14 protein-coding genes are annotated in these 17,212 nt (G+C 74.3%); 7 read left to right on the top strand and 7 right to left on the bottom strand.

The window, feature by feature from the left end; genetic code table 11:
- Positions 1 to 242 precede the first annotated feature (242 nt).
- Positions 243 to 1,415 (bottom strand): hypothetical protein, encoded by a 1,173-nt coding sequence (locus ACQEVU_RS25095; RefSeq protein ID WP_433327539.1) that lies wholly within the window; start codon positions 1,413 to 1,415, stop codon positions 243 to 245.
- A gap of 693 nt (positions 1,416 to 2,108) precedes the next feature.
- A complete protein-coding gene (locus ACQEVU_RS25100; RefSeq protein WP_433327541.1) occupies positions 2,109 to 4,250 on the bottom strand; it encodes an ATP-binding protein in 2,142 nt (713 codons plus the stop codon).
- Between the two features lie 91 nt (positions 4,251 to 4,341).
- Here ACQEVU_RS25100 and ACQEVU_RS25105 point away from each other — a divergent pair, with 91 nt between their 5' ends.
- The 3 genes from ACQEVU_RS25105 to ACQEVU_RS25115 all read left to right on the top strand — a co-directional run bounded on the left by ACQEVU_RS25105 (position 4,342) and on the right by ACQEVU_RS25115 (position 6,183).
- On the top strand, positions 4,342 to 4,962 hold the full coding sequence (locus ACQEVU_RS25105) for an NADPH-dependent F420 reductase (RefSeq protein WP_433327543.1): 621 nt from the start codon (positions 4,342 to 4,344) through the stop codon (positions 4,960 to 4,962).
- 4 nt (positions 4,963 to 4,966) lie between these two features.
- A complete protein-coding gene (locus ACQEVU_RS25110; RefSeq protein ID WP_433327545.1) occupies positions 4,967 to 5,263 on the top strand; it encodes a hypothetical protein in 297 nt (98 codons plus the stop codon).
- Positions 5,264 to 5,427: 164 nt separating this feature from the next.
- A complete protein-coding gene (locus ACQEVU_RS25115; protein WP_433327547.1) occupies positions 5,428 to 6,183 on the top strand; it encodes a PP2C family protein-serine/threonine phosphatase in 756 nt (251 codons plus the stop codon).
- 276 nt (positions 6,184 to 6,459) lie between these two features.
- On the opposite strand, the gene ACQEVU_RS25120 is transcribed toward ACQEVU_RS25115, so the two are convergent.
- Complete coding sequence (locus ACQEVU_RS25120; protein WP_433327549.1) at positions 6,460 to 7,632, bottom strand: MFS transporter; 1,173 nt, start codon at positions 7,630 to 7,632, stop codon at positions 6,460 to 6,462.
- A 305-nt stretch (positions 7,633 to 7,937) separates the two neighbouring features.
- Entirely contained in the window at positions 7,938 to 8,510 is a 573-nt protein-coding gene (locus tag ACQEVU_RS25125) for a TetR/AcrR family transcriptional regulator (RefSeq protein ID WP_433327551.1), read from the bottom strand.
- 77 nt (positions 8,511 to 8,587) lie between these two features.
- Between ACQEVU_RS25125 and ACQEVU_RS25130 the strand changes: the two genes are divergently transcribed.
- The 3 genes from ACQEVU_RS25130 (at position 8,588) to ACQEVU_RS25140 (ending at position 14,264) form a co-directional block, all read left to right on the top strand.
- Entirely contained in the window at positions 8,588 to 9,778 is a 1,191-nt protein-coding gene (locus tag ACQEVU_RS25130; RefSeq protein ID WP_433327553.1) for an FAD-dependent monooxygenase, read from the top strand.
- A gap of 970 nt (positions 9,779 to 10,748) precedes the next feature.
- Positions 10,749 to 13,091 carry an endopeptidase La gene (lon, locus tag ACQEVU_RS25135; protein WP_433327555.1) on the top strand — a complete coding sequence of 781 codons (2,343 nt, stop codon included), beginning with the start codon at positions 10,749 to 10,751 and terminating at the stop codon, positions 13,089 to 13,091.
- A gap of 96 nt (positions 13,092 to 13,187) precedes the next feature.
- Complete coding sequence (locus tag ACQEVU_RS25140) at positions 13,188 to 14,264, top strand: DNA glycosylase AlkZ-like family protein (RefSeq protein WP_433327557.1); 1,077 nt, start codon at positions 13,188 to 13,190, stop codon at positions 14,262 to 14,264.
- Here ACQEVU_RS25140 and nth read toward each other — a convergent pair.
- From nth to ACQEVU_RS25155, 3 genes are all read right to left on the bottom strand, one after another.
- A complete protein-coding gene (gene nth, locus ACQEVU_RS25145; RefSeq protein ID WP_433327559.1) occupies positions 14,257 to 14,907 on the bottom strand; it encodes an endonuclease III in 651 nt (216 codons plus the stop codon). The two genes, ACQEVU_RS25140 and nth, sit on opposite strands and share 8 nt — an antisense overlap.
- Before the next feature lie 81 nt (positions 14,908 to 14,988).
- Positions 14,989 to 15,978, bottom strand: a complete 990-nt coding sequence (locus ACQEVU_RS25150; protein ID WP_433327561.1) for a malate dehydrogenase — start codon at positions 15,976 to 15,978, stop codon at positions 14,989 to 14,991.
- Positions 15,979 to 16,048: 70 nt separating this feature from the next.
- Positions 16,049 to 16,837, bottom strand: a complete 789-nt coding sequence (locus tag ACQEVU_RS25155) for a methyltransferase domain-containing protein (protein WP_433327563.1) — start codon at positions 16,835 to 16,837, stop codon at positions 16,049 to 16,051.
- A gap of 35 nt (positions 16,838 to 16,872) precedes the next feature.
- Between ACQEVU_RS25155 and ACQEVU_RS25160 the strand changes: the two genes are divergently transcribed.
- Positions 16,873 to 17,118 carry a hypothetical protein gene (locus tag ACQEVU_RS25160; protein ID WP_433327565.1) on the top strand — a complete coding sequence of 82 codons (246 nt, stop codon included), beginning with the start codon at positions 16,873 to 16,875 and terminating at the stop codon, positions 17,116 to 17,118.
- Positions 17,119 to 17,212 lie beyond the last annotated feature (94 nt).

Raw genomic sequence — 17,212 nt, forward strand, 5'->3', positions numbered from 1 at the left:
TCGTGTCCGGCCGCTGTGCGGGTCAACCGATCGCGGCGATGGCCGTTCGTGCGGCGGGGACGCCCGCGCGTGCAATGCGATCGGCGTCGTCGGCGGTCGAGCCCGATGGGTCGTGTCCGGCCGCTGTGCGGGTCAACCGATCGCGGCGATGACCGTTCGTGCGGCGGGGACGCCCGCGCGTGCAATGCGATCGGCGTCGTCGGCGGTCGAGCCCGATGGGTCGTGTCCGGCCGCTGTGCGGGTCAACCGATCGCGGCGATGACCGTTCGTGCGGCGGGGACGCCCGCGCGTGCAATGCGATCGGCGTCGTCGGCGGTCGAGACCGCCGTCCCCGCGACGAACGCACGGTGACCGCTCCAGTCCCTGCCGTCGGCCGCAGCGTCGGCGCCGTCGGCCGGGAACCGGTCCCGGATGACGAGGGTGCCGGGCGGCGCCAAGCCGGCCAGGCGGTACGCGTCGCGCTCCACCGGCGTCGGCCAGTAGACCGTCACATCACGCCGCGCCGGCTCCGGCGCGGAGGCGCGCAGGGCCGTCAGCGCGGCGACTACGGGTGCGACCGCATCACGGTGCGCAACGAACAACAGCGGCCCGTCGCCTGACAGATCCGCCGGCTCGCCGACCGGAACCCGCAGACGGAGGCGGTCGCCGGGCCCGGTCCGTTCGACGAGCTCGGCGCCGATCGGGTCGCCGCGGTACAGGGGGACGTGCAGCCGTACCGTGCGGTCGGTCTCGGGGAGGCTGCCGACCCAGCACTCGCGCCACCGGCCCGGTAGGCGAGGCGCCTCGACCACGGCCCGCATACCCGGCGGACACGGATACGGCAGGTACGTCCGCAGCGTCAGCTCCGCCAAGTCCACCCGCCGGCGATGGCATTGCGTGACGACGGCGCTCCAATGCGTCGGCTCGTGCGCCGCACCGGCCGCGCCGCTCTCGAGCCACCGCGCGACGAGGCGCCCGGCGTCGCGCAACGCCGCCTCCTCGTCGGCCCGCAGCGGCGGCGACGGCGGGTTGGCGCGCAACGCGTCCACGAGCAGCATGGCGAGCGCCTCGAGGCGCTGCGGCGGCACGCCGAGACCCGCGATCGTCGGCCCGAAGTCCGCACACCGTGAAGCCGTGAGCCGCGGATCACCGAGGTTCGCCGAGAGCCAGGCGATGGCCTCACGCACCGTCTCGCCGCGCGCGGCCGGATCGCTCGGCAGCAGCGCCTGCAGATCGTCGAGGGCCTGTCGCTCGCCCGGCTCGGCCAGGCCCGCGATGCCCTCCCAGCCTCGTGCCGGCCTGGTGACGAGATCGATCGAGCCGGTTCCCGTTCGGTCCCTGGGCGGGTGGACAGCGATGTCGCGACGGATCGGGTTCTCCCCGTCGCCGAGTGCATGGGGAACGGGGTCGTCCGAGCCGATGCCCTCCCACGGCACGCTGAGTCGCGAGAGCGCGCCGATCGGTAGTCGGCTCGGCGGTGCGAGCGGGCCCCGAGCCAGCGCAGTCGACGGTGGGGGCGCAGACGGTCCCTGCGTCGGGCCGGGCGCTGCCCCCGGCCGCGGCGGCGACGACACACCCGGCGACGCCCGCGACGTTCCCATAACTGTAAGTGACGAAGGGGAATCGGACGGTGGAGCCGGCAGTGGCTCGCCACCGCCAGGACCGGCCGTGACAACGGGTGACGGCACCACGACCGGAGGACTGACCCGCCGGACGGCAGGTCCCGACGTAGCCAGGCGCGCAAGAATCTGGTCCAGAGCTGCGTTCATCGCCGCGTCAGAACGTGCGACGAGGCTGCCCAGCAACCGCTGCAGCGCCGCCGTCGAGGAGACCGCCCCGGGACGGGGCCCGTCGACGAGTGGCCCTCCGGCAGGCCCAGGCGATGCGGCCACCTCGGGAGCGGCGCCCACCCGACGGTCACCGCCGGAAACCGCCGGGGCGCCGCCGCGAACGCCCGCCGCACCATCGCCGGGTGCGGCATGCGTGGCAGGAGCCGACGGAGCGTTACGACGGCCGGCTGGGTCGGTGCCGCTGCCCGGCCCCCCGACGGTACTCACTCAATGAGTCTGATCCAGCACAAGACGTGATCGCGTCGAAATCGGCCCGCCGGCGCGGCCGGCTGCAACCGGTCAGGCCGTCGTCGCCGGAGTCAGCGCCGCCGCCCCGGTCAGGTTTAGGAGCGTCTCGATCGGCGTGCGGGCGCCGAAGCGGTACGCCCGCTCGAACCCCGCCGCCGGCAACGCCGCCCGCACCCGGGCGTCCGTAGCGGCCCGAGCCGGCTGCTCGCACGCGGGCGTCGGAGCGGCGATCTCGCGCCGTACCACATCGGCGGCCCCGAGCAGCGCGGCCGCATGTGCCGGATCGCCCGCCCGCCGCCGGCACTCGGCCAGGGCCTCGAGCACGCTCGCGCTGCGCCACCGGTCGCCCACCCGGCGATGGATCGTGAGGCTCGCGCGAAGCCGGGACGATGCCGACGGCAGGTCGCCGCCGGCGAGATCGACTCGGCCCAGCAGATCCTGCGCCCACGCCACGCCCTCGGGGAACTCGAGCTCGGTGAAGCGATCGAGCGCATCCGCCAGGTAACGCCGCGCAGCCGGCTGGTCACCGCGAAAGTGCGCCACCGCGCCGAGGTGGGTCAGCGACGAAGCCACCGACTCCGCATCGGCCAGGTCACGGAACGCGGTCAGGCTCTGCGCCAGCAGCGCGGCCGCGCCGTCGAGGTCGCCGGACAGCCAGGCGGCCGCGCCGGCGAGCTGCGTGACGCGGCCCTCGCCCCAGGCGTCGGCGGCTTTGCGGTACAACTGCCGCGCCTCTTCGAGGTGGGACCGCGACTGAGCGTAGCGGGCCCGTTCGCGCTCGACGCTGCCGAGGAGCGTGAGCAGCGGGCCGCGGTCGGCGGCCAGGGGGAGGGCCTGGTGGGCCAGCGCGGCCGCGGCCGGGTAGTCGCAGGCGAGCATCGCCAGGGTCGCGGCGGCCGAGGACGCGGCGACACGCGCGGGCGCGGGGGCGTCGGGACGGCGCTCGAGGGCTTCGGACAGCCAGTGGCGGCCCTGGAAGTACCCCCCGGTGAAATGCTGGAACGGTGCCATGGCGGCGGCCATGCGCAGGTCGGCGTCCTCGCCGCGGCCCGGGCGCGCGGCGAGGCGGGCGAGGGCGGCGCGCAGGTTGTCCTGCTCCAGGGTGAGCGTGCGCAGCCAGGTGCGCTGCTCGGGGCCGCGGATGCCGGCGGCGGCGCGCTCGGCCAGGTCGAGGTAGAACGCCGCGTGCGCGTCGAGGGCGGCGCCGGCCTCGCGGGGGTGCTCGGCCAGCCGCGCGGCGGCGTAGGCGGCGACCGTCTGCAGCATCCGGCCGCGGTACCCGTCCGAGCTCAGCAGCGACCGATCCGCCAGGGCCGGGATGAGCTCCGGGCGGTACGCGGGCAGGATTGCCGCCGCCTGCGCCTCCCACCCGCCGTGGAAGACGGCGAGCTGGCGCAGCAGCGCCTGCTTGTCCGGCGACAGCAGCTCGTAGCTCCAGTCCAGCGCGGCGCGCAGCGTGCGATGGTGCTCGGGGCCCTCCGTCTTCGCGTCGGCGAGGACGCGGAACCGGTCGGCCAGCAGGCGGCGTACCTCCGGCACCGACAGCAGCGCCGCCCGCGCCGCGGCCAGCTCGACGGCGAGCGGCAGGCCGTCCAGCGCCGCGCAGATCGCCGCCGCGGCCGGGCGGTGCCCGGCGGCCAGCGGCCGCCCGGTGCGTTCGAACATGCGCGTCTCGAACAGCCGCAGCGCCGTGTCCCCGTCGAGCGGGTCGACGGCGAGCACCGCCTCGCCCGGCACCCCGAGCGCCTGCCGGCTGGTCACAAGCAACTGCAGCTTCGGGTGTACCCCAAGCAGGCGCCCCGCCAGCCCGGCGACCTCGGCGGCGGCGCGCTCGCAGTTGTCGAGCACGAGCAGCAGCGGTGCCCCGTCGGGCGCGGCGGAGGACAGCGCCTCGAGCAGCGTCTCGAACTCGTCCAGGTCGGGCCGGCGGGCGACGCCGAACGCGTCGAGCACAAACCCGGCGGGCTCCTGCCCGTCCATCGTGGACAGGTCGACGAACCGCACCGGCCCCGGCGCCGCGGCCCCGGCGGCGATCGCGACGCGGGTCTTGCCGCAGCCGGCGGGGCCGACGAGCGAGACGAGGCGCCCGCCGCTGTCGAGCAGCCGCCCGGCCTCCCGCACCTCGGCGTCCCGGCCGACCAGCGACGTGAGCGGGGCCGGGAGCGTCGCCGTCGCACCCGCCGCGGGTTCCATCCGGCGACTGTACGTCAACACGGCCACCGGCCACGTGTCACACCGGGCGCGGGTAGCGTTGGAGGCGCACGCCGCGCACTGGGGGAGACGCATGAAGATCGGCATCATCGGGTCCGGCAACATCGGCGGCACGCTCACCCGCCGCCTTCGCGAGCTCGGCCACGACGTCACCGTCGCCAACTCCCGCGGCCCCGGCTCGCTCGCCGGCCTGGCCGCCGAGACCGGGGCGGCCGCCGGCACCGCGGCCGAGGCGGCCCACGCCGAGCTGGTGGTTGTGGCGGTACCGCTGAAGGCCGTCCCCGACCTGCCCGCCGCCGACCTTGCGGGCCGCATCGTCATCGACGCCGACAACTACTATCCGTCCCGCGACGGCCGGATCCCCGAGATCGACGCCGGCACGCCCTCCACCCGCTGGACCGCCGGCCGGCTGCCCGGCGCCCAGCTCGTCAAGGTCTTCAACAACATCCAGGCGGACCATCTGCTCCGCCTGGGCCGCCCGCCGGGCGCCGAGCGCCGCATCGCGCTGCCCGTCGCCGGTGACGACGCCACCGCCAAGCGCCTGGTCATGGGGCTCGTCGACGAGCTCGGCTTCGACCCGGTCGACGCCGGCGGGCTCGACGACAGCTGGCGCCAGGAGCCCGGCACCCCGGTGTACGTGACCGACCGCGACGCTGACGGCGTCCGCGACGGCCTGGCCGCCGCGACCCGCTGAGCCCGTGGCGTTCCTGGTGGAGATGCCGGACGGCGGCTACCTCGAGGTCGAGGAGCGCGACGACATCGCCCCCGACGACGAGCGCGTCGTCGGCGTCCTGGGCGCCTCGCCGCTGGAGGGCACGGGCCTGATCACGTTCGGCGCCGCGGTACGCACCGGCCTCACCGAACAGGAGCAGGACGACTTCGCCGACTGGCTCTACGACCGCGTGGTGATGTTCGCCGAGCTCGGCGGCGACATCGACGGCTGGCTGCACCGCGACGACGGGACGTGGGAGGTCCGGGCGTACCGCACGGCGTGACGCCCCTCCGGTGGCGCTTTCACGCCGCGTCGCGCGCCCGTCGCGGTACGTGTGCTGCACTGTTGCTCTGCTGCAAGGGAGCGACGAACGTCACTGATCAACGCTGAACGGACGATGAACGGGGGACCGCAAGGACGTCTCCGCACCGGTTACGCTTTGCTGCGATGACGATGACCATCGAGGTCCAGGGCGCCGGACGGCAGCTGAGCGTCGGCGCCGCCACGGACGTCGGCCGGCGCTACCCGGCCAACTTCGACGTGCTGCACGCCGCCGAGCTGCAGCGTCGTCCGGGCCTGTGCGCCGTCGTCGCGGACGGCATGGGCGCGGGCGAGGGCAGCCGCACCGCGGGCCGGATGGCCGTCGACGTCTTCACCTCCGCCGTGCAGCAGCACCGCGGCCCGTTCGAGCCCACCCCGCTGTTCGCCGCGATCGCCGACGCCCAGCGCCGCGTCCGCGCCGCCGGCCAGGAGCTGCGCGAGCTCACCGGCTGCACCCTCACCGCCCTGGTGGCCGACGCCACCGGCGCGTGGGTGACCCAGATCGGCGACTCCCGCGTGTACCGCCTGCGCGGCGGCCTCCTCGAACTGCTCACCGTCGACCACACCGCGGCCTGGCTCGGCGCCGTCCACGGCTGGTATCCGGCCGACTCCCCCCAGGCCGCCGCCGCCCGCTACCAGCTGCACCGCTTCATCGGCCACCCCGGCCTTCCCGAGCCCGACGTCCTGAGCGTGACGATGTTCCCCGGCGACGTCTACTGCCTGTGCACCGACGGCATCGCCGAACAGGTCCCGTACCAGTCGATGGAGCGCACCCTCAGCTCCGGCGCACCCCCCGACGTGATGGCTTCGGCCCTGGTCACGGCGTCCCTGGAGGCCGGCGGCCGCGACAATGCCACGGCCGTCGTGGTCAAGGTCGCCTGATCCGGTACACCACGAGCCTCGCCCTGCCCCACCCCGGCCGCTGTCCGCGTCAGCGCAGCCTGTCCTCGCCGCGCGACGGACCTCTCGCCGCCGCTGCCAGCTTTCGTGCCCCGCCCGCGCCTCTCCCGCGCTATGGCGGCTCGCCGGCGGGCATGGTCCGATGGCGGCCGGCCAGCGCTGCCGGTTTCCCGCCCCGCCCTCGCGGTTTGTGCCGCGCTCCGATGGCGGCCGGCCAGCGCTGCCAGTTCCCGCCCCGCACGCGCGGTTTGTGCTGCGCTATGGCGGCTCGCCGGCGGGGATGGTCCGATCGCGGCCGGCCAGCACCGCACAGACGGCCATCGCAACGGCGAGCGAGCACAGCACGATCGCCGGCAGCGTCCACCCGCCGCTCGCATCGCGCAGGGCCCCGATCACGACGGGCCCGCTCGCGGCGAGCAGGTATCCGACCGACTGCGCCATCGCCGACAACGCCGCCGTCTGGCTCTCGTCCACCGTGCGCAGGCTGAACAGCGACAGCACGACCACGATCGCCATGCCGGCGCCGAAGCCGGCCAGCAGTACCGAGGCCAGGGCAAACGCCGCCGTCCACGGCAGCCACTGCAGCCCGGCCACGCCCCCGCCGATGCACACCGCGGACGCCAGGCCGACGAGCCGCTGGTCGGGCAGCCGGCGCACGAGGACCGGAACGGTCAGGTTGGCCACGACGCCCGCGGTCAGGGACGCGAAGAGGTGCCAGCCCGCCACCGTGGCCGGTATCCCGTGGTCGCGCTCGAGGGTCGGCAGCCAGGCGATCAGCACGTAGTAGCACAGCGACTGCAGCCCCATGAACATCGTGACCTGCCACGCGAGGGCCCGCCGCCACGGCAGCGCCGCCCCCGCCACGGATGGGCGCCCCGAAGCCGGCCCGCCACGCAGCTGCGGCGCCCAGACGGCGGCCGCGACGACCACGAGCAGCACCCACGCGCTCAACGCGAACCGCCACCCGCCGAGCAGCCCCGCCAGGGGCACGGCGGTGCCGGAGGCGATCGCCGCGACGACGCTCTGCGTGGCGCTGTACCCGCCGGTGAGCTGCGCGACCCGATCCGGGTAGTCCCGCTTGACGACGCCCGGGAGCAGTACGTTGAAGCAGGCGATGGCGGCGCCGACGGCCACGGTGCCGGTCCACAGCTGCGTCGGCACCGACCGCACCACGATGCCGGCGACGAGCACCGCGAGGGCGAGCCCGAGGCTGCGCTCAAGCCCGATCCGCCCGGCGATGCGCGGCGCGAGCAGGGAGAACAGCCCGAAGGCGAGCAGCGGCAGCGTGGTGAGCAGCCCGGTCGCGGCCGACGAGAGCCCGAGCTCGGCCCGCACCTCGGCGACGAGCGGTCCGACGGAGGTCAGCGGGGCCCGGCCGACGGCCCCGATGAGCAGCACCCCGGCCACGAGCAGCCCCGCCGACCGGCCCACCCCACGTCCGGGCCGGTCGCGTGCGCCGCCTCCGCCGACCTGTGCAGGGTCGCCGTGCCGGCTCATCGCCACGTGCGCGGCGCGGTTGTCCGGTCCCACGGGAACGCTGGGTCTCGCCGCGGGGTCCTCGCGACCGCGTGCGGGGGCGCAGTCGTGCTCGCCGGATCCGCCGCGGCCGGGCGTGGCGGCGCGGTCGTGCTCGTCGGGTCCGCCGCGGCCGCGTGGGGCGGCGCGGTCGTGCCCGTCGGGTCCGCCGCGGCCGCGTGGGGCGGCGCGGTCGTGCCCGTCGGATCCGCCGTGGCCGGTCACAGTGACGCGGCGATCGCGCGCAGCGCCGCGGTCAGATCCTGTGGCGTCGGCGCGTCGTCGGCGTCGATCAGCACCTGGACCAGCACGCCGCTGACCAGCGCCTGGTAGAGCGACCCGATCTGGTCCGCGCGGCCCGGCTCCGCCTCCGGGTCGATGCCGTGGAACACCTGGGCCCACAGCCGGCGCGCGTCGCGCATGCCGTTGACGAGCATGTTGCGCACGTCCGGCGAGTGGTCCATCTGCAGGAACGCGTCGAACGTCGCCATGAGCACCGGCCGGTGGGCGATCGTGGTGTCGATCATGCGCTGCCAGTAGGCCTCGAACCGCGCCGCGCCCGTCAGGCCCGCGGCGTCCGCGTTCAGCACCGCTTCGGCCAGCTCCAGGCCCCAGTTCTCGACGGCTCGCTCCAGGGCGGCGTTGAGCAGGTTGACCATCCCGCCGTAGTGGTAGCCGATCGAGCCCAGGTTGGTGCCCGACGCCTCGACGATGTCGCGCGCCGTGGTCCGGGCGTAGCCCTTCTCGTAGAGGCAGCGGACGGCGCCCTCGAGCAGGTCCTCGCGATGTCCCATGGTTCACGATCTTACTATACAGCCGTTTTATACGCACGTCCTATACAAACGTGTAGGACGGGTGTATGGTCCTTCCCATGGACATCCTCATCTCGGGAGCCAGCGTCGCCGGTCCTTCCCTGGCGTTGTGGCTTCAGCGTTACGGTCACCAGGTCACCGTCGTGGAGAAGGCGCCCGCACTGCGGGGCGGCGGCTATGCGGTCGACTTCCGGGGCCGCGTGCACATGGAGACCCTGGCCCGCATGGGCCTGCGCGACCGGCTCGAGGCGCGCGCCACGCACATGGGGGACATCTCGATCGTCGACGGCGAGGGCACGCAGGTCTCGGCCCTGCCGTCGGCCATCTTCAGCGGCGACCTCGAGGTCCTGCGGGGGGACCTCGCCGACGTGCTCTACGCGGCGACCCGCGACCGCGTGCGCTACTGCTTCGGCGACCAGATCACGGCGATCGCGCAGGACGAGCGGGGTGTCGACGTGACGTTCGCGGCCGCCCCGCCGCAGCGGTTCGACCTGGTGGTGGGTGCCGACGGCGTGCACTCCGGCGTGCGGCGCCTGGTGTTCGGCGACGACCCGGCGCACAAGAAGCCGCTGGGCGTCTACGCCGGCATCTTCACCATGCCGGGGACGATGGGCCTGCAGCGCACCGGGTTCATGTACAACGAACCCAACCGCGCCGTCTCGGTGATGTCACCGCACGGCGGCGACCAGATCGTGTCGATGTCGTTCGCGGAGCCCGGCCTGCGGTTCGACTACCGCGACGTCGACCAGCAGCGCCGGATCATCGCCGAGCGCTTCGCCCGCGTGGGGTGGCGCACGCCGGAGCTGCTCGAGGCGATGGAGCGGGCGGATGACTTCTGGTTCGACTCGACGACCCAGATCCGCCTGGACCGCTGGTCGCACGGCCGGGTGGTGCTGCTCGGCGACGCCGGCTACGCGGGCGGCCCCGGCGGCAACGGCACCGGCCTGGCCGTCGTCGGCGCCCACGTGCTGGCCGGCGAGCTCGACGCGGCCCGCGGGGATCACCGCACGGCCTTCGAGCGATATGAGCGCCTGATGCGGCCCTACGTGGCCACCTGCCAGAAGCAGGCCGACGGCAGCCCGGACTTCCTGGTGCCGTCGACGGAGAAGAAGATTGCCCAGCGCAACCGCTTCTTCAGGACCGTCCGATACGTGCCGCCCGCCCGCCGCCTGTTCAAGTACCTGGCGACGAGGACCGCGACGGCCTTCGAGCTGCCCACGTACGAGCTACCGGCCCTGGTGAGCCCCTGACTGCTGCGGTCGCCGGCGTGCCTGTGGCGAGATGGCGTTCGGTCCCAGTCCCAGGCCCAGGCCTCGGTCCAGGCAGGGGGCCTGTGGTGAGATGGCGTCCGGCCCTCGGTCCGGTCCCCGGTCCGAGCCCGGCAGCACCACCTTCGCCGTCCTGAACCCCTCCACGAAGCCGCCTCCAGGCAGGAGGCCCGTGGTGGCGTCGGCGATCGTCGTGGTCGGGGCCGCCTCCGTGGCGCCCGAGCCCGGCCTTGGGTCCCGGTCAGTGGTGTCCGCGTTGTCGTCGGTTTATCGCCGGCCAAGGCGGCGGGCGATAAACCGGCGGCCAAAGGCGGTGGGCGCGGCGATTGACGTCGTTGCGAACACGATGCTGGGCCGACCATGCGCCCCCCAGCCGCGGCAGCGGCGCGCACAGCGTCGGCGCCGATCCGACGGTGCCGACGCTGCAGATGACGGCGTAGTTCGCCGCCCAGGCCACGGCCTCGCCCGGCACGCCAGTGCACCGCCGGCCCGGGTCCGCGCTGTGCGCGACCGTTGCGTTCCGCGCGGCGGCTGTGTTCCGCGCGGTGGGGGTGTCCCGCGGGCGGTGGCTGCGTGCCGCGCGGTGGGGGTGTCCCGCGCGGTGGCTGTGTCCCGCGCGGTGGAGGTGTCCCGCGCGGTGGCTGTGTCCCGCGTGGTGGCTGTGTCCCGCCCGGTGGCTGTGTCCCGCGTGGTGGCTGTGTCCCGCCCGGTGGAGGTGTCCCGCGCGCGGTGGGGGTGTCCCGCGCGGTGGCTGTGTTCCGCGTGGTGGCTGTGTCCCGCGTGGTGGCTGTGTCCCGCGGGCGGTGGCTGCGTGCCGCGCGGCGGGGTGTCCCGCGTGGTGGTGGCGAGAGTCGAGTGGCCTGGGTCACAGAGGAGGCACTGGAGGGAACATGGGGAACCATTTGTAACTTAAGCCTGACACGCTCAACCTACTGATGGCAGGTGTGTCCTGATGGCAACGCTCCCGGTTCTTCCACTCAACGACGACGTCCTGCTGCCCGGCATGGTCATTCCCGTGACGCTGGACGCGTCCACGCAGGCGGCGGTCGACGCCGCGCGGGCCGCGGGGGACAAGCGGGTCCTCGCGGTTCCCCGGGTCGACGGCGCATACGGTTCCTTCGGGGTCGTCGCCGTCCTCGAGAAGGTTGGGCGGCTGCCCAGCGGCGAGCCGGCGGCCGTGATCCGCGGCGTCGAGCGGGCCCGCATCGGGGCCGGCGTGCCCGGGCCGGGCGCGGCGCTGTGGGTCGAGGCCACGCCGCTGGACGAGCCCGCGCCGGCCGGCAAGGCGCGCGAGCTCGCCCGTGAGTACAAGGCGCTGGTGATCGGCGTGCTGCAGGAACGCGGCGCGTGGCAGGTCATCGACACCGTCGAGAAGATCTCCGACCCGTCCGAGCTGGCGGACTCCGCGGGGTACGCGCCGTGGCTGACGCTGGCGCAGAAGATCAAGCTGCTCGAGGCGGCCGACGTGACGGCGCGGCTGGAGCTGCTCGTCGAGTGGGCCCGGGCGCACGCGGCCGAGCAGCAGGTCAACGAGAAGATCAACCATGACGTGCGCGAGGGGCTCGAGAAGACCCAGCGCGAGTTCCTGCTGCGCCAGCAGCTGGCGGCCATCCGCAAGGAGCTGGGGGAGGACGAGCCCGACGGGTCGGCCGACTACCGGGCCCGGGTGGAGAGCGCCGAGCTGCCGGAGAAGGTGAAGGAGGCGGCGCTGCGCGAGGTCGGGCGCCTCGAGCGGGCCAGCGACCAGTCGCCGGAGGCCGGGTGGATCCGCACCTGGCTCGACACGGTGCTGGAGATGCCGTGGAACGAGCGGACCGAGGACAACACGGACCTGGCCGCGGCGCGGGCGGTGCTCGACGCCGACCACGCGGGGCTGGACGACGTGAAGGACCGCATCCTCGAGTACCTCGCCGTGCGCAACCGGCGGGCGCAGAAGAACCTGCAGGTCGTCGGCGGGCGTGGTTCCGGGGCCGTGCTGGCGCTGGCCGGGCCGCCCGGGGTCGGCAAGACCAGCCTCGGCGAGTCGGTCGCGCGGGCGCTCGGGCGCAAGTTCGTCCGCGTGTCGCTCGGCGGCGTGCGGGACGAGGCGGAGATCCGGGGGCACCGGCGCACGTACGTCGGGGCGCTGCCCGGCCGGATCGTGCGCGCGCTGCGTGAGGCCGGCTCGATGAACCCCGTCGTGCTGCTCGACGAGGTCGACAAGCTCGCCGCCGGATACTCCGGCGACCCGGCCGCCGCGCTGCTGGAGGTCCTCGATCCGGCGCAGAACCACACGTTCCGCGACCACTACCTCGAGGTCGACCTCGACCTGTCCGACGTGCTGTTCCTGGCGACGGCCAACGTGGTGGAGACCATCCCGGGGCCGCTGCTGGACCGCATGGAGCTGGTGAGCCTCGACGGGTACACCGAGCAGGAGAAGGTCGCCATCGCCCGCGACCACCTGCTGCCGCGGCAGCTCGAACGGGCCGGCCTGGAGACGGCCGACTTCACGATCAACGATGAGGCGCTCGCCCGGATCGCGGGGGAGCACACGCGGGAGGCGGGCGTGCGGCAGCTCGAGCGGGCCCTCGCCAAGATCCTGCGCAAGGTCGCGGTCGCGCTGGCCACCGACCCGGCGCCGGTGAACGTGGGCGTGGACGAGGTCGCGAAGTACCTCGGGCGGGCCCGGTTCACGCCGGAGTCGGCTGAGCGCACGGCCGTGCCGGGCGTGGCGACCGGGCTGGCGGTGACCGGCGCGGGCGGCGACGTGCTGTTCATCGAGGCGACGTCCATGGAGGGCGAGCCGGGGCTGACCCTCACCGGGCAGCTCGGCGACGTCATGAAGGAGTCGGCGCACATCGCGCTGTCGTACCTGCGCTCCAACGGGCGACGGCTCGGCATCGACCCCAACCAGCTCGCCGGGCGGCGCATCCACCTGCACGTGCCGGCGGGCGCGGTACCCAAGGACGGGCCGAGCGCGGGCATCACGATGGTGACGGCGCTCGCGTCGCTGGCCACCGGGCGGCCGGTCCGGCCGGAGTTCGGGATGACCGGCGAGGTCACGCTGGCCGGGCGGGTCCTGCCGATCGGCGGGGTGAAGCAGAAGCTGCTCGCGGCGCACCGGGCGGGGCTCACCGAGGTCATCATCCCGAAGCGCAACGAGCCCGACCTGGACGACCTGCCCGAGGAGGTCCGCGCTCAGCTGACCGTCCACGCGCTGGCCGACGTCGCCGACGTGCTCGCGCTGGCGCTGCGCCCGGCCACGGACGGCGCCGACGGCCCGGCGGTCCCGGACTACGTGCCCGCGGGCATCTGACCGGGGCAGCGGGTTCGGCGCAGCAGATCGACATCGAGGACGGCGATCATCGAAGGGGCCCCCGGGCGGGGGTCCCTTCCGCTGTACCGTGGCGGCGTGACGCTGGCGATGACCTGGGACGACGTGCTCCACTGGCGGTGCCGGCAGCAGCTGCTGCACCGCCCCGCCGAGGCCGACGATCCGGTGACGGTGGCCCGGACGCTCGTGGGCGTGCAGGCGCAGGTCGCCTCGTGCGCCGAGCAGGCCGTCGCCGCCCGGCAGCGCACGCCGGACCCGGGCGGCGTGCGGGCGGCGATCAAGGACAAGCGGCTCGTGAAGACGTGGGCGGCCCGCGGCACGCTGCACCTGCTCGACGCCGGCCAGGCCCCGGCGCAGCTGGCGCTGCTGGCCGCGCCGCGCACGTGGGAGAAGGCGGCGTGGCAGCGCACGTTCGTGACCGTGGCGCAGCTGGACAAGATCGCGGCGGCGGCGTACGAGGCGCTGGACGGCGCGGTGCTCACCCGCGAGGAGCTGGCCGCCGCGGTGGTCGAGCACGCCGGCGACGAGTCCCTGGCCGAGCCGCTGTCGTCCGGGTGGGGCGCGGTGCTGAAGCCCCTCGCCTGGCAGGGCATCCTCGCGTACGGGCCGAACAGCGACGACAGCCGTGTCACGTTCACCCGGCCGGACACCTATCTGCCGGGGTGGCCGGGCCTGCCGGCGCCGCAGGAGGCGGCCGGCACGATCATCCCGGCGTACCTCGGCGCGTACGGCCCGGCGTCCCCGGAGACGTTCGACCAGTGGCTGATCCGCGGCCGGTCGAACAAGGCGGCGCTGCGGGGCTGGTTCAAGGCGCTGCTGGACGACGGCGTGCTGACGACGGTCGACGTCGAGGGGGAGCGGCTCTACGCGCGGGCGGAGGACCTCGACTCGCTCAAGGCCGTCGAGCGCTTCGACGACGTACGCCTGCTGCCGCCCTTCGACCAGTTCGTGCTCGGGCCCGGCACGGCCGACACCCGCATCCTGCCGAAGCAGCGCCGGGCCCAGGTCAGCCGCGCCGCCGGCTGGATCTCGGCCGTCGTCGCGTACCGCGGCCGGGTCGCCGGCGTGTGGGACGCCGACGGCGTGACGCTGTTCGAGGAGCAGGGTGCCGTGCCGGCGCAGGGCATCGACGCGGAGCGCCGCCGGATCAGCTGACCAGGGTTTCGTACGACGGGCAGTCCTTCGCCAGCGGGCAGCTGGAGCAGGCCGGGCGCTTCGCGACGCAGGTCCGCCGGCCGTGCAGGATGAGCAGCAGGTTGATGCTCACCCACTCCTCCGGCGAGAACAGCTGCTGGATCGCCGTCTCCGCGGCCAGCACGTCCTTGCCGGCGACCCAGCCCAGGCGCTGCGCGACCCGGGACACGTGCGTGTCGACCGAGATGGCGGGCGTGCCGAACGCGTTGCCCAGCACCATGTTCGCCGTCTTGCGCCCGACCGACGGCAGCGCGACGAGCTCCTCGAGGGTGGCCGGCACCTCGCCGTCGTGGCGTTCGACGAGCGTGGTGGCGAGCTTGATGACGCTCGCCGTCTTCTTGCGGTAGTACCCGACCGGGACCAGGATCTGCTCCATCTCCGCGGGGTCGGCGGCGGCGAGGTCGGCGGCGGTCGGGTACCGCTCGAACAGCGCCGGCGTGACCGCGTTGACCCGCTCGTCCAGGGTCTGCGCGGCGAGGGTCGCGGCCACGAGCAGCTGCAGCGGCGAGGCGAAGTCCAGCTCGAGGCGGACGTCGGGGTACTGCTCGGCGAGCAGCTGCCGGATGCGCGCGGCCCGGTCGGTCTCGGCGGTGGGAGGCGTCACCGACGAAGCCTATTACGCGTGAGGGGCGGCGCCCGGCCCGGCGCCGCCCCTCACGGATGAAACTCAGCCGCGGATGAGACCTCAGATCAGGCCGAGGCGCTCGACGGCCTGGCGCTCCTCGTCGAGCTCGGCGACCGAGGCGTCGATGCGGGCCCGGGAGAACTCGTCGATGTCGAGGCCCTGCACGATCTCCCAGCGGCCGCCGCGCGAGGCGACCGGGAAGGAGGAGATGAGGCCGGCCGGCACGCCGTACGAGCCGTCGGACACGATCGCGGCGGACGTCCAGTCGCCCTCGGCGGTGCCGTTCACCCAGTCGTAGACGTGGTCGATCGCGGCGGAGGCGGCCGAGGCCGCCGACGACGCGCCGCGGACCTCGATGATCTCGGCGCCGCGCTTGGCCACCCGCGGGATGAACTCGTCGGCGATCCACGCCTGGTCGCCCACGGCCTCGGCGGCGTTCTTGCCGGCGACCTCGGCGTGCAGGATGTCGGGGTACTGCGTCGCCGAGTGGTTGCCCCAGATCGTGATCTTGTGGATCTCGGAGACCGGGACGCCGAGCTTGCCGGCGAGCTGCGCGACGGCGCGGTTGTGGTCGAGGCGGGTCATCGCGGTGAACCGCTCGGCCGGCACGTCCGGCGCGTTGCGCTGGGCGATGAGCGCGTTGGTGTTGGCCGGGTTGCCCACGACGAGGACCCGGATGTCGTCGGCCGCGCCGGCGTTGATCGCCTCGCCCTGCGGCTTGAAGATGCCACCGTTGGCCTCGAGCAGGTCGCCGCGCTCCATGCCCTTGGTCCGCGGGCGGGCGCCGACGAGCAGCGCCACGTTGGCGCCCGAGAACGCCGTCTTCGGGTCGTCGAACACGTCGACGCCGGCCAGCAGCGGGAACGCGCCGTCCTGCAGCTCCAGGGCCGTGCCCTCGGCGGCGCGCACGGCCTGCGGGATCTCCAGCAGCCGCAGCTTGACCCGCGTGTTCGCGCCGAGCAGCTGCCCGGAGGCGATGCGGAACAGCAGCGCGTAGCCGATCTGGCCGGCCGCGCCGGTCACGGTGACGTTGACGGACGAGTCGCTCATGAGACTTCTCCTGCAGCAGCGGCGGGTGTGCTCTTCGGGTTCAAACTATCCCCGCCGCCCCAACGGCCGTTCACCATCCGTCCACTCCGTGTGGCTTACGGCACTCGATCAGGTACCGGGCCGTGGTCGCGGCGAACGAACCATCCCGCCGGATGAGCTCGTGCATGGCGGCCAGGCGGTCGCGGTACCGCTGGACAGTGAAACCGGGAACGATCCAGATCACCTTGCGCAGGTACACCGCGACCGCCGCGACGTCGAAGAACTCCATCCGCAGGCGCGCCTCGCGCACATCGACGACCTCGAGGCCTGCCTCTTGCGCGCCGTCGACGGCCCGGCGCACGCTGCGCCCGTCGCCGACCGGCTGCGGCCCCATCATGAAGTCGGTCACCTCGGCGGCGGTGCCGACGCCGACGTGCTGCGCGAAGTACGTCCCGCCGGGCCTGAGCACCCGCGCGATCTCGCCCCAGCCGACGACGACCGGGTGGCGGCTGCTCACGAGGTCGAACGTGCCGCCGGGGAACGGCAGCGGCGCGTCGTCGGCGACCTCGGCCACCTCGCCGCGGAACGGCGCGAGGGCCGCGCGGGCCAGCGCCGCGTTCGGCGCCCACGACTCGGTCGCCGCCACCCGTCCCGGCCCGCCGCCGGCCGCGGCCGCCGCGGCGAGGGCCTCGCGGAACACCTCACCGCCGCCGGTCTGCACGTCCAGCGCCCCGGTCGCGGTGGTGAGCCGCTCGCCGAGGCGTCGCGCGTAGCCCCACTGCGGCCGCTGCTCGGTCGCGCGCCCGTCGAACCAGGAGAAGTCCCAGCCCTCGACCGGCACGCGCGCGCCCTCGGCCAGCAGGTCCTCGAGGTCGTCCATGATTGCACCCTCCGTTGCCGGGGCATCACCCCGGCATGACGATCATTGCGCAGAGCACGCCGCTGTGGCTGGCCACGAAGGCGGACGAGGACATCCAGGCCGGCCGGGTCATCGGGTGGCAGACCGAGCACGTGCAGCCGGTGCCGCTGGTCGCCTGGACCGACGAGACCGGCCAGCTCAGCCGCGTCGGCACCCCCGCTTCCGCGGTCGTGTGGCTGGGCGACACGCGCGGCGAGGCGATCGAGTCTGCCCAGCGCGAGCACAAGCTCGCAACGCTTTAACGCGCCGTCCCAGGCTTCTGCCTAGCTTCCTAGGACGCATGACGCGAAGGCGCCCGGGTCACACGCCGGAGAGAGGAGACCGTTGCATAACGAC

Source organism: Dactylosporangium sp. CA-139066 (genome assembly GCF_050936175.1).
Taxonomy (GTDB): domain Bacteria; phylum Actinomycetota; class Actinomycetes; order Mycobacteriales; family Micromonosporaceae; genus Dactylosporangium.

What these genes read in the sequence shown, in the direction of transcription:
- ACQEVU_RS25150 (WP_433327561.1), bottom strand. Translation starts at nt 15,978, where the DNA reads ATGAGCGACTCGTCCGTCAACGTCACCGTGACCGGCGCGGCCGGCCAG.
- ACQEVU_RS25125 (WP_433327551.1), bottom strand. Translation starts at nt 8,510, where the DNA reads ATGGGACATCGCGAGGACCTGCTCGAGGGCGCCGTCCGCTGCCTCTAC.
- ACQEVU_RS25115 (WP_433327547.1), top strand. Translation starts at nt 5,428, where the DNA reads ATGACGATGACCATCGAGGTCCAGGGCGCCGGACGGCAGCTGAGCGTC.
- ACQEVU_RS25160 (WP_433327565.1), top strand. Translation starts at nt 16,873, where the DNA reads ATGACGATCATTGCGCAGAGCACGCCGCTGTGGCTGGCCACGAAGGCG.
- ACQEVU_RS25155 (WP_433327563.1), bottom strand. Translation starts at nt 16,837, where the DNA reads ATGGACGACCTCGAGGACCTGCTGGCCGAGGGCGCGCGCGTGCCGGTC.
- ACQEVU_RS25100 (WP_433327541.1), bottom strand. Translation starts at nt 4,250, where the DNA reads ATGGAACCCGCGGCGGGTGCGACGGCGACGCTCCCGGCCCCGCTCACG.
- ACQEVU_RS25130 (WP_433327553.1), top strand. Translation starts at nt 8,588, where the DNA reads ATGGACATCCTCATCTCGGGAGCCAGCGTCGCCGGTCCTTCCCTGGCG.
- ACQEVU_RS25105 (WP_433327543.1), top strand. Translation starts at nt 4,342, where the DNA reads ATGAAGATCGGCATCATCGGGTCCGGCAACATCGGCGGCACGCTCACC.
- lon (WP_433327555.1), top strand. Translation starts at nt 10,749, where the DNA reads ATGGCAACGCTCCCGGTTCTTCCACTCAACGACGACGTCCTGCTGCCC.